At 60.6% G+C, this 12,112-nt stretch carries 11 protein-coding genes; 2 read left to right on the top strand and 9 right to left on the bottom strand.

Features of this window, described 5'->3' with window-relative positions:
• Positions 1-5 precede the first annotated feature (5 nt).
• From O1W68_RS13410 to O1W68_RS13390, 5 genes are all read right to left on the bottom strand, one after another.
• Positions 6-329, bottom strand: a complete 324-nt coding sequence (locus O1W68_RS13410; protein WP_269304224.1) for a hypothetical protein — start codon at positions 327-329, stop codon at positions 6-8.
• Positions 326-1,378, bottom strand: a complete 1,053-nt coding sequence (locus O1W68_RS13405; protein WP_269304222.1) for an ABC transporter permease — start codon at positions 1,376-1,378, stop codon at positions 326-328. Before O1W68_RS13405 ends, O1W68_RS13410 begins: the two co-directional genes overlap by 4 nt.
• Positions 1,375-2,232: an ABC transporter ATP-binding protein gene (locus O1W68_RS13400; protein WP_269304220.1), complete on the bottom strand. Its 858-nt coding sequence runs from the start codon at positions 2,230-2,232 to the stop codon at positions 1,375-1,377. The genes O1W68_RS13405 and O1W68_RS13400 overlap by 4 nt, the downstream gene beginning before the upstream one ends.
• Complete coding sequence (locus tag O1W68_RS13395) at positions 2,232-2,627, bottom strand: GntR family transcriptional regulator (protein WP_084346724.1); 396 nt, start codon at positions 2,625-2,627, stop codon at positions 2,232-2,234. The genes O1W68_RS13400 and O1W68_RS13395 overlap by 1 nt, the downstream gene beginning before the upstream one ends.
• A gap of 176 nt (positions 2,628-2,803) precedes the next feature.
• The gene (locus O1W68_RS13390; RefSeq protein WP_269304218.1) at positions 2,804-4,153 is read right to left on the bottom strand and encodes a glutamate-1-semialdehyde 2,1-aminomutase; all 1,350 of its coding nucleotides are present in this window, start codon (positions 4,151-4,153) and stop codon (positions 2,804-2,806) included.
• A gap of 178 nt (positions 4,154-4,331) precedes the next feature.
• On the opposite strand from O1W68_RS13390, the gene O1W68_RS13385 reads away from it, so the two are divergent.
• Entirely contained in the window at positions 4,332-5,744 is a 1,413-nt protein-coding gene (locus O1W68_RS13385) for a polysaccharide pyruvyl transferase family protein (protein ID WP_269304216.1), read from the top strand.
• Here O1W68_RS13385 and O1W68_RS13380 read toward each other — a convergent pair.
• Positions 5,686-6,384: a GNAT family N-acetyltransferase gene (locus tag O1W68_RS13380; RefSeq protein WP_269304214.1), complete on the bottom strand. Its 699-nt coding sequence runs from the start codon at positions 6,382-6,384 to the stop codon at positions 5,686-5,688. The two genes, O1W68_RS13385 and O1W68_RS13380, sit on opposite strands and share 59 nt — an antisense overlap.
• Positions 6,385-6,781: 397 nt before the next feature.
• Here O1W68_RS13380 and O1W68_RS13375 point away from each other — a divergent pair, with 397 nt between their 5' ends.
• Positions 6,782-7,891 (top strand): glycosyltransferase, encoded by a 1,110-nt coding sequence (locus O1W68_RS13375; RefSeq protein ID WP_269304544.1) that lies wholly within the window; start codon positions 6,782-6,784, stop codon positions 7,889-7,891.
• A 1-nt stretch (position 7,892) separates the two neighbouring features.
• Here O1W68_RS13375 and O1W68_RS13370 read toward each other — a convergent pair whose 3' ends face one another.
• The 3 genes from O1W68_RS13370 to O1W68_RS13360 are packed head-to-tail and all read right to left on the bottom strand — an operon-like array spanning position 7,893 to position 12,058.
• Entirely contained in the window at positions 7,893-9,269 is a 1,377-nt protein-coding gene (locus O1W68_RS13370) for a glycosyl hydrolase family 28-related protein (protein ID WP_269304212.1), read from the bottom strand.
• Entirely contained in the window at positions 9,266-10,660 is a 1,395-nt protein-coding gene (locus O1W68_RS13365) for a Wzz/FepE/Etk N-terminal domain-containing protein (RefSeq protein WP_269304210.1), read from the bottom strand. The genes O1W68_RS13370 and O1W68_RS13365 overlap by 4 nt, the downstream gene beginning before the upstream one ends.
• Before the next feature lie 3 nt (positions 10,661-10,663).
• Positions 10,664-12,058, bottom strand: a complete 1,395-nt coding sequence (locus O1W68_RS13360; RefSeq protein ID WP_269304208.1) for a hypothetical protein — start codon at positions 12,056-12,058, stop codon at positions 10,664-10,666.
• Between the last annotated feature and the right edge of the window lie 54 nt (positions 12,059-12,112).

The following is a 12,112-nucleotide window of genomic DNA, read 5'->3' as shown; positions in this document are numbered from 1 at the left end:
AAGTACTACTGAATTCTGCTTGTCGATTGCGTCAGCGACAATACGTGCATTTGGGAATCCACTTCACGGGCGAACGTGGGGACGCCGACGAACATGCCGAACAGTAACGGCAGCAGCAGCGCGAACAGCGTCGACAACGTCAATGCTGTTTCTGGCCTGCACGGCCCGACGTCGTTCCAACGCGAACAGATGCCCCCGAACGACCAGGTCCACTTCGGATAATCCGGAATGTAGACCCCCGCCGTCAACACTGCCACGATCAAGATTGCGATGAATGTCAGCGAGAGCAGCAGAGGCACCCGGTTGAGACGCCACGCCGACCAGATCACGGTCGCAACCGTCGAACCGCGAGGGTCGAACCTCCGGCGAGAGCAAACGAAAGAAGCAGGCACAGAGCAGCTTCGGTGAACTGGAACCGCCACAACATCCGGTCCTCGAACAGCAAGTGCTCGTAGTGGTCGGCGCCCAGCTCGGTCAGACATGCGACGCGCGCCTCTGAACGGGCGGTCAAGAACGCGTCCACTCGGTCGTTGTAGTCCGCGGTGGTCTCGTCCTCGCGCGGATCAGGCCAGATGTCGTCCTCGCTCGAACACGCGTCGTACGGCAGATCGATGCGCCTCCCTGCGACGTCGGCGTAATAGGAGTCGACCATCCAGCTCGCACGCTGCACATCGGATGGGGCCACCTCGTACGCGACGCTTCGACCGGATTCGCTCATCTCGAGGGCGAGGCGGTCCACCTCGGGCGTCGCGTAGTGCTCTCGAACCAGACTCGGAAAAGCAACGATGACAGCGACGGTCGCAACCATGGTGACCACCATCGCGCCGATCGTGTTGCGTAGCAACAGTGCTGCCGTGCTACCGATGGCCAACCCGAGTGCGGTGTAACCGGCGGGAACGACGCCTATGGTACCGAAGGTGGGAAATTCCAGGCGTGAATAGAACGCGTCGACGAAGCTGGACCCGAATGGACTTGTCCCGAACCGGGACCACAGCACTACGTAACCCAGAACCACCATCGCCAAGACGATCGGCGTGAATACGACAAGCACGCGCGTCCAATACCACCGCATTCGCCCGACTGCCTGGGTCAAACCCAGTACGTGAGTTCGGCGTTCGATGTCGCGAGAGAAAACCGTCACGCCCACGAACACACCGAGGACAACGGGCAGAGCAATGGTCGCCACACTTGCAAGAGTGAGTGAGGACTCCGTCAGGCACGTCGTGGTCGACAGACCGAAGCACCGGAACAACACATAATTCGACCCGATGCGGTCCGCGAGGAAAGTTACTGCCGCGATGGCAGCCGCCAGCAACAGCGGCGTCAAGACTCCCAGCAGGATAGTCCCGCGGAACTGCCTCCATGTCACCCAGATCACGACGCACTCCTGACTGTGAGGTGGGCGAGCACGACGTCGTCGAGCGAGGCGTCGTCGACCTGCCACCCAGGTGCCGCCGAGGGCCGAGGTCCGCGCACTACGAACGCAGTGCCGCCGGAACCTTGGACCTCGGCAATTACTGAGCCGACATTAGCGGCGGCTGCAGGATCGCCTGACCCGACCAGCACGTAATGGTCGTCGGTGACATCGTCGATTGCGCCGGTAAGTCGAATTCTGTTGTCGCGCAGCAGTAATAATTGGTCTGCGACGTCGACGAGTTCGGACAGAACATGTGAGGACAGGATGATGGTGGTGCCGTGCTCTGCGGCGTCACGCATCAAGGTCCGCGCGACGTCGCGTCGGGCAACGGGGTCCAGGTCGGCGAGGGGTTCGTCGAGCAGAAGCACTTCTGGTCGACGTCCGAGAGCGAGCGCAAGTGCGACGCGCGTGCGATGTCCGGGTGATAGCGATTTCACGCGCGCCGACATCGGGACTTCGGCTGCCTCGACAAGTTCGGTCGCGTAGTCCTGGTCCCAGGAAGGATTGGTACGTCGTCCGAAGCGGAGAATTTCTTTGACCGTGAACCGCGGATACAGTGGCTTGTGTTGAGCGAGGTAGGACAATCCGGGAGTGATCCCGCGTTGCCCGACGCGCTGACCCAGCACGGTGACGTCTCCTCGGTCAGGGGCGAGCAGCCCGACTGTGAGCGACATGATCGTCGACTTACCGGCTCCGTTCGGCCCCACAAGTGCTGTGACGGTGCCACGTTCGACCGAGAACGTGCAGTCGTTCAGGACAGTGGTGCGGCGAAACGATTTGTCGACGCCCGCCATGGACAGAACCGTGTCGGTCATTACTGCTCTCCTTCATTTTGGTAGCGGGAGTCGAGCGCAGAGGCAACCAGAGCTTCGAAGTCGGCTCTGTCCAAGCCGGCCGAGATGCCACGGTCCAACCATCGGTTCAGCTCTCGTTGCAGAGCGGTCTTCTCGGCCATGCCAGGTTTTGCGAGAGTGGCAACGACGAAGGTCCCGACCCCGGGGTGCGGCTCGACCAACCCCTCGCGTTCGAGCTCCCGGTAAGCCTTCAGAACGGTATTGGGATTGATCGTGAGTGCGCCGACTACGTCCTTCGCGGTGGGGAGTTGATCTCCGACGGCCAACTCGCCGCGGCGAAGTGCTTGTTTGGTCTGTAGGACCAGTTGCACATACGTGGGGATACCGGAACGCCGGTCGATCCGGTAGACGATCATGAGCCCCACATTCCACTAGTATGTTAGTTGAATAAGTATGACACACGTCGCCGAACCAGGATGGTCACGATGACACCGGACTTCGAGTCGGTGCGTATCCGATTGTCTCGCGACGCTCTGCCAGAACATCTCCGATCACGGGATTGTCGTGGTGAACGCGCAATCCTCTACCGCGGTCAGTCGATTCGCCTGGGGTAGGCGCTTGTTCTCAACGCCGGTGCTACCGGTCGTCCTCTGAGATAGCCCGATACGCTGCCCGAGTCGATTGCCCTGCGATACACCTTCAGTGCCGACCGCGTCGCTTCGATGGTGAGGTCTATGTCGGCGTCCGTGTGGGCCGCCGACGTCACGAAAGACTGGGCCAGCACCCCGTGGGACAGAATCTCTTGCAGAAATAGGGTTCGGTATTCCTGGGAGCGCTCGAGGTCGGGGCCACGGGTCACGAACAGCAGGCACGACGGCCTACCCGACACTTGGAAGTACTTGCCCAATCCCAATTCCTCGGCTGCGGCAGTGACACCGTCGGCGAGCCTTCGGCCGGCGCGCTCCATCCGTCCGATCGGATCCTCGTCGGCGTACGCGCGGACGACAGCACGGAATGCTGCCAGCGCACCGGTTTCGGGGCCATGGGTAGTGGACAGTAAGAACACGCGATCCTCGTCTGTTCTGAGGCCGCCGAGTTCCATGAACTCCCGCCGCCCCGCCAGCGCCGCTACGGGAAATCCGTTTCCCATTGCTTTTCCCCAGCACGAAAGGTCGGGCCGGACCCCGTACACGGACTGCGCGCCGTGCTCCGACCACCGGAATCCGGTGATCATTTCATCGAAGATCAACAGCGCACCGTGACTGTCGCACAGGCGGCGAACGCCCTCGAGGAATCCGGGAGCTGGTTCGGCTGTGGCCGTTGCAGCCTCGAGCACGACACACGCAACTCGATGCAGGGCCAACACACGAGAGAGGGACTCGAGATCGTTGAATTGGAATCGGACGGTCGAGCTCACCTGCTCGGTGGGAATCCCAGCGTTCATGGGAGTGGTGCCGATGAACCAATCGTCGACAGAGAAGAACGGCTGATCGCAGACCGCGACCACGGTTCGGCCCGTCACAGCGCGGGCGAGTCGCACTGCAGCGGTCGTCGTGTCCGATCCGTTCTTGGCGAACTTGACCATGTCGGCCCCTGGAACGAGTTCGAGGAAGTCCTCCGCTGCCTGCAGTTCCAGTTCGGTCGGCCGGCTGAAATTGGTGCCGTTGGCGATAGCGGCGGACACCGCATCGACGACAGGTCTGTACCCGTGGCCCAGGGTCACCGATCTCAGACCCATGCCGTATTCGACGAAACTATTACCGTCGACGTCCCACACCCGAGCACCTGACCCGCCCACCAGAATCGGAGCCATGTGCTCGGGATACTGATCGGCACCACGGGAATAGGTGTGGGCGCCGCCGGGAACCAAGTGGTGTAGACGCGACTGCATCGTGTCGGAGCGATCGAACGATCGAGGTGTGCCGGCGGGGGTATAGGTCATGGACGAGCTCCCAGCTCGAGGGGCGTTCGTTCCTATTCTGGCACCAGCGATACCGATCCCTGTGGTGAACCGGAGATGTGCCAGTGCGGAACATGCTTCCTGCGTTCGAACCGCGGCGGTTGGGCGAGACCTGCGGTATCTTCGAGTCGAGTCGTCGGAAGTCCAAGGAGTTGTTGCCATGGCGAGTAGCGAGGCTCCTTCGATGTCAGCGGATCAGCGCGAGCTGCGCATTCTCCTGGAGAACGGTGAGTATTGGCTCAGCAACAAGGGCGACCTAGCAATTCTCGACATCACAATTCGTAGGATCGCGCAGCGGTGGCCTTCTGCACGGATCGGCGTTCTCACGAGCAGGCCTTCTCTACTCAGAGCGTTCGAGCCCGATGCCGAACCCGTCAATTATCTGCCGGGTGGCGAATGGTCGAAATGGAATCGACTGGGACGAGTTCCAGGATTTTTCGGACCGACTGTGGCTGGGCCCGTCTTGCGTGTATCTGTCGCCGCGATGACGCGTATCGAGAGATTGGTGCGGACCGCAGCCGCTCCAGTGCGTGCAGTGAAGCCCAGTGCGAGCGAGTCGTCGAATACGAAAAATCCGGCCAGAGTTGCATTGAGCCGCGATGGTGGTCGGTTACCGAATGCGGTGGCCGACGCTTCTTTGGTGATCGCGATCGGCGGCGGGTATCTGGCCGACGTGGACAAGTTTCAGACCATGCGCACCCTGGATCTCCTCGAATACGCAGTCATGCATCGGATCCCTGCGGTGATGTTGGGACAGGGGATAGGCCCGATACACGACCCCGACCTGATCGAACGTGCGGCGGCAGTGCTACCCAAAGTCGACTTCATCGCGGTCCGCGAGGACCGACGGGGTCCGGATCTTCTACGTTCGCTCGGTGTACGGTCCGAGCACATCGTGGTGACAGGTGACGACGCCGTCGAACTTGCTTATTCCACGCGGAGACAGGAACTCGGGACAGACATCGGCGTGTGCTTGCGAGTTGCAGACTACGCACCGGTCGGCGCCTCGGTGCAGGACACAGTGGGGCGCATTGTTCGTGGTGTGGCCGCCGAAACAGGCGCTATGTTGGTGCCCCTCATCGTCTCCGAGCACGACTCGGAAGACCGCCGCTCGACTCTTCCCCTCCTTACCGGGTTCCCTGCGGTGGCACGCCCACTCGGGCGTTTCGCCCCGGCCCGCGCCGTCGCGCGTGAGGTCGGCAGATGCAGGATTGTAGTCACCGGTGCCTATCACGTCGCGGTATTCGCGCTGTCACAGGGAATTCCGGTGGTCGCGCTGTCGACGTCCAGCTATTACGACGACAAGTTCGGCGGCTTGGGCTCGATGTTCGGGAGCGGTATAGACGTCGTGAGGCTCGACCGGGAAGACGTCGACGATCTATTGACACGGGCAATGCGCAACGCCTGGGACGCGGCGCACGAGGCGAGGTCGGTGTTGCTCGCCCGTGCTGTCGAACAAATCGACGCGAGCCGTCTCGCTTTCGCACGTGCTGCCGAATTGGTCGAGCGCGACGCTACTGCCCCGAGGGAAACGAACCACCGCCGGATCGAACCGCCCACATTTCCGAAGTGATCGCCCACAGGTCGTGATCCTTGCGCTGCCCGCCGACGTCGAGGTAGCTCACCATCGTGCCCTCGCGGCGAAACCCGAACTGCTTCGCGCTGTGCGCAGCCAGTCGATTGTCGACACACACGGGAGCGGTGACTCTGCGCAGTCCGAGGGTGCCGAACACGTAGTCGAAGAGCAGGTTGCAGGCAGTAGTGGCCATTCCCAAATTTCTGCATTCCGAGTCGAGCCAGATTCCCATCTCGGCGTTCTTGGCACATCTGTCGATGTGATCGAGGTTGAGTTGGCCGGCGAATCGACCGTCGACTTCGATGACAAGAGATAGGGCGCGACCTGCACGAGCCTCCCGGCGCATATACAGCAAGTCGTCCACCCACGCGTCCACTGTGTGGCGTTCCGCCCAGGCGCGAGTCGATGACACCCAGAACGGCTCTATCGACTGCTGATCGCGTAATCGGAGGAATCGCCATGCCGAAGCGTCCGACAGGCGTGGGGACCGAAGAATCAACCGATGGCCCGGCGGGGTGCGCGGGCCGAGCCGAAAGTTCGGTCCCCGGCCGCCGTGGGATTCGGCCCAATGTCTGATCGGCCTCGAATAGAACTTGCAGACGGCGCCGAGTACAACCAGTGGACGGTAGGGCTTCATGCTTCACCTCTCGCCACAACGGGTCGGACTGAACAGGTGGTGCTGCATCGCGAACACCAACTGCAGTCGGACACTCACTGCAGTTATCTATCGACCGTAGAATCGAAGGGCAATTCCACCCGCAACGAGAACATAGTGTACCCAGCGGAGAAGGGACTTCGGACGCAATTTCGTCGCTTTCCGATTCCATCCGGTGCCGTGAAGATAGTTGCGTCCACGCTGAAGTGACGTGGTGAGCACTGTGTGCGGGTAATGTTCTCGGTGATGGTCGGGTACGTAATTCGAGAGGGATGGACGGCGTGCTTCCGACTGTCGGCTCATGCGTGCGGTGTACAAAATCACGGTGGAAGATATCGTCATCCATCTGCTGTGGCACCGGCGTTTTCGGTGCGCGACGATGACACCGCGTATCGCGTTGGTTCACGAGCGATTCACCGAAGTGGCCGGTTCGGAGAAGGTTGTCGAACAGTTATCGAAACAATGGCCGGAAGCCCGGGTACACGTTCCGATCGTTCGCGCTTGCGGAATCCCTGCGGGACTGCGAAGTACGCCGGAAACCGCACTTCTCAACCGGTTGTACCGTTGCTGTGGTGAGCGTTCGTACGCACCCTTGATGCCCTTGATGCCCAGCTTCTTTCGGCGGATCGACTTCGACGACGCGGAAGTTGTGATCATCAGCCATCACGCCTTCGCCACCCAAGCGGCCTTCGCGACTTCGGCTGCCACCATTGCGTATGTTCACAGCCCAGCGCGTTGGGCATGGAACGCATCATTACGGCGGGGAGAAGCAGGCGGAAGGGTGGGTGCAGCGGCCCTGACTATGTTGGCCTCATCGGCCCGTCGAGCTGAGATCTCTGCCGCCCCGCGATTGAGTCGCTTGGTGGCGAACTCCACGTTGGTCAAACAGCGCATCGAGCAGTGCTGGAATCGTGAAGCGGCCGTTGTGCACCCACCCGTGGACACCGAAGCATTCACACCCGACCCGGGTATCTCCCGTGAGGACTTCTTCTTGCTCGCCGGAAGATTGGTGCCGTACAAGCGGCCGGATATGGCGATCCTGGCAGCGAACAACGCAAGAATGCGCCTGGTGGTTGCCGGCGATGGCCGCAGCCTCGACTATTGCCGAAGTATTGCGGGTCCGACTGTTACCTTCCTCGGCCACGTGACGCATTCGCAGTTGTTGAGCTTGCATCGTCGGACCCGCGCGCTTCTCATGCCGTGTGTCGAAGATTTCGGAATAGTCCCTGTCGAAGCAATGGCTTGCGGTACACCGGTTATAGCGCTCGGCAGCGGGGGAGTCCTCGATAGTGTAATTCCTGGTGTGACAGGCCAATTCGTTCGAGGTGAATCCGATCATGAACTGGTCACGGAGTTCGCGTCGGCGATGCTTGCGTTCGACGGCTCGATCTATGACGAGGCCGTCATCCGTGCGCACGCCGAACAGTTTTCGCACCAAGCCTTTCGGCAGAAGATGCAGGCGGTCGTCGACGAGGTGTGTGGAACCTGACTCAACCGGACGGTCGTTGCTCGCCCAGGGGAGAGGTCTCGAGGCTGCCATCGGTCGATACCGATAGTCGCCAGTATTTGTTTCCCGAGTCTTTGAGGATCACGCCACTGTCGGGCCGTTCGCACAGCCACGCCCCATTCGCCAGAACCGCAGAAAGCACCGCACCCTGCGAGTCCTGGGCCTGTAAAAGGTCCGCGTTGTCCGACCCTGCGACTGTGGCCACGGTCCCGATGAATGTGGCACCGCTGATTCGTCCCCGGCCGGTGACATTCCACCCCTTGGGGAATGATGATGGATCGATGTCGGATGAGGTGCTGGAGAGCAGATTCACCGCCGTGCCCTCTGGGCACCCTTGGGAATCGATCCGCAATTCGATTGCGGGACTGTCGGTATCGGAATCGAATTGGATGTTGGCGAGATAAGGTTGTCGACAATAGACGAAGTCCACGCAGACCGTGCGGGCCGCAATTTTGCAATTGACCAACCCGAATTGCGCTGGTCCACCGCGTTCGATATCGCCGATGGACAACGCGACGTCGGCGCCTTCGAACCACACATTGGTGAGCCACCAATCGTTCGCGGCGCCGTCGACGAACACATGTTTGTCGGTTGTGTTCGGATCGGTGTCGGAGACGAACTCGACGTTGACCATCGATAGTCCCGCATTGTGATCGTTACCTGTTCCCAACACACCGATGTAGTTTCCTGCGAACCTCGAAGACGTGACGTAGTTCTGAATGCAACTGGTGGTGAGTCCGAAGCCGAAGTTGCTGATGTTGCAGTTGATAAATGCTGTGCCACCAGTGTTCTCGTCGAGAATCACCCCGCGCTGTTCGGCGAACTCAGGATAATTCTCACTGACGTGACCACCGCGCAGTACGACCGAATCGAACGAGCATCCGAAACACCCGGACAAGGACACCGCTGCGCCCTTCGTTCCTGTCACATAGATGCCGAGGCGCGCAAAACTCACTCGGTGTACACCGCGGAGGGTGATCAATGGGCGGTCGCCAGCATATTCGATCGTAGTCACATCACGACCGTCTCCGAGTATCGTTGCGTAGTCGACAAGTTCGGGCCATTCCGTTACTCGGTAGGTACCAGCGGGTATGTACAGGACCAAGGCCTCGTCGCCACCGGCGCATGCCCGTGCAATCGCCGCGGTATCGTCAGCCGCTCCGTCGCCGACGGCTCCGAAGTCCCGGACGTTACGCGCAGAGGGCGCATCCGTTACGTGCGGTGATTCGAACGCGTTGTCGGAATTTTCGTTTCCGGGCCTTGTGGACTGCGACGCACACGCTGCAACGAGCGGTAATGCTGCTGCGGCACCCAGCGAAGCCGCAAGCAGTCGTCGGCGCGAGACGATATCGTCGTTCACCGGTTCGCCGGAAACGTATCGACTGATTCCTGGTCGTCGCTCACGACCGATTCATGGTGGGTATCGGCGATCTTATGCGCTGCTCGCTGCCCTGATTCCGACCGTCGGAAACCCTTGCTGAACCACTTCGACGACCTTCTCGAGACCGCGACGACGCCGATCAGCCCGGAACCGCCCTGCTCGAATGTCGACAGGGCTCCCATCACCTCGGGTGACGTCGTATTCCCGAGTTCGACGACGGCAACTGTCGCGTCGCACAGTGCGGAGACCGAGAGTGCCCCTGCCGCAGCCGCTATCGGAGCGGTGCCGATAAATACGTGGTCGAACGTGCCTCGGAGGATGGTCAGGATTTCAGCGAACCGGTCGGATGCCAGCAGATCGCAGGTCTGGTCGTCGGCCGAGCCGAGGCACAGCACACTGATTCCGGGTATCGAGCAGGTCGACAACGCCTCGATCGGCGACGACGTCGTGCGAAGCAATTCCGCCAGGCCCGGATCCGTCTCCATGCACAGGTGTTCGGAGATTCCGTGACCCGATGTGTCGGCATCGATGACCACGACCTGCCGGCCGGTATCAGCGAATGACTTCGAGAGGTCCACCGCAATGTCCGGTTGGGAACGTGCCGAGAAACTCGTGAGCATCGTGGTCATACCTCGGATGTCACCCATCGCTCGCGACAACCGAGCGCGTAGTCGCCGCACCTCGCCGATCGCCCCGGGTTCACCCACATCGACGATAGCGAGAACGGGAACCGGTAGAACGTCCTCGAGCTGGTTCGAGGTACTTAGTCTGCGGTCGGTACGATCACGGACAAGCGCAGCCACGCAACCTAATACGAGTCCGGTGAGAAGCCCGAGCGCCAAAAGTCGTGTGGTGCTCGGGCCGGTGGACGTTATGGGCGTGGCGGCGGGATCGACCACAGAAACCCTCGCGGCAGGGGCAGCGTCCGCTTGTATGGTTTCCAGTTGACCGACCAGGGTCTTCAGCTCGGCCACGACCGCGTCGGTCAGAAGCTTGGCGCCCTCGGCTGTCGAGTCCGTGACATTGATGTCGAGAAGCGCTGTTGCGGGCGGAAACGAGGCATGGATCTTGCTCTGCAACTCGCCTACGGTCAGCGGCAACGACAGTGAATCGATGACCCGCTGGGCGACAATGGAACTGTTGACCAGGTTGACATAGGACGTGACGCGTTGCTGCGCTGCAAGCCCGCCCTGGTACACATCGTTCACCGACGTTCCGGTCGCCATCGTCACGTAGACACGACTCGACGACTGATATGTAGTCGGCTGGGAAGCGCTGTAGCCGACGATAGCGAGGGGACAAAGTAGCGTGATCGCCACAATGATCATCCAGCGCCTGCGGGCTATGTGCCAATAGTCGATCAATCGCATCGCTTACTCCTTCTCTCGCGTCGTATCGATGAGCTGTGTACCCGAATACGACGAGTGGTCGGTCGAAAATCGCTCAGGACGTCTTCGAACTTCCCCGACTGCTAGATAAACGATCCAGACCAACACCGCTGCTTGGACCGACTTCCCGAGCAGTTCCGCGCTGCCGAAAATTCCTCGTTCGAAGAAGACCGGAACTTCGATCATCAACAGACCCAGGGAGATGAGAAATATGTGTCGGGTCTGCAGCGCCCACACACAACTCAGCAGCAAGACGAACGTGAGGATTACGCCCACAACCACCCCCGGGTATCCGCCGAGGACGAATCCCTCGTTGATGTTTCCCTCGGCGAGCGAGACCGACACGTTCGTCATATCGACGGACGCGCCACGAACCTCGTTCGCCCACGCGGTTCCGGCATGAAACTTGTTTCCCCCGACCAGCTGTTCGGGCACGAAACTGAAGATCACATTGTGGGCGACTTCTGTCATGGTGAGCCATGGACGGCCGCCCATGTAGTAGCTGTCCGTCGCTGCCTCCAAGAGGTCGAATCGGCGCAGAATACTCAGAAACGGCTGCAAGATCGGTGGATAGCTTGCATCCAGGACCGCGGATTGTGATTTCGCCACATCAGATGCTTTGAAGGATTGAAGCCAGCCGAAGGCAGCGATTCCCACAACCGAAATCGCTGCGATCGCAGCAAGCTTGACCCTCGTCCACCCAGTGAGCGCGAACCGAACTGCGATCGCCAGGGCGGCACCCATGATCGGTGTCTTCGATTCGACTGCGACAGTCCACAGTAGCTCCATGACCGTCAGACATCCGATAACTGCAAAAGTCATCCTGGGATCGTCGAAGCGGAGGAAGACGATCAGGCCCAGGGTGCCGATGACTGCCATCAGCGTGATGAAACTCAGGATTGGGCTCGAACTTTGTGTCTGCCCGGCTGAGGCGCTCGAACCGGTTGCGTAGAGGAGCGCGCGTCCGACCATCCCGATCCCGAATACTGTCCAGAGGGTAGGGATGAAATTTTTATCCGCGAGGGATCGCGGCCGAGCGACTGTGTTCCGGTTGCTACCCGACCGTCGTCGAATCCAGAATGTGTATCCGACAACAACGGTCGCGTACGTCCACAATCCGAACACCACTGGTTGAAGGACCGACGAAATCCCATGGTCGTACCCGATCGTGGACAACCGCGGGTCGGCCACACTATCGCCGTACGTCGGCTGGGGTTGCACCCACAAGAGAACGATCGGTCGCACGACGTAGGACAAGCTCCAATACACAGCTTGTGCGATGAGAAAGACACGGACGATTCCCTTGATCCACATCGCAGCTACCGTGATCGTCGTCAGCGCTCCGGCTATGAGCAGTACGTCGTATACGGCATCGTTCATCGCTGGGGCCCCGACTTTCGGGCGCTGTCGAAGCTCCAGTCGCTGCCCAAAGTA

Source organism: Rhodococcus sp. H36-A4 (genome assembly GCF_027158005.1).
Classification (GTDB): domain Bacteria; phylum Actinomycetota; class Actinomycetes; order Mycobacteriales; family Mycobacteriaceae; genus Rhodococcoides.
This window is presented reverse-complemented; position numbering and strand designations above follow the sequence as displayed.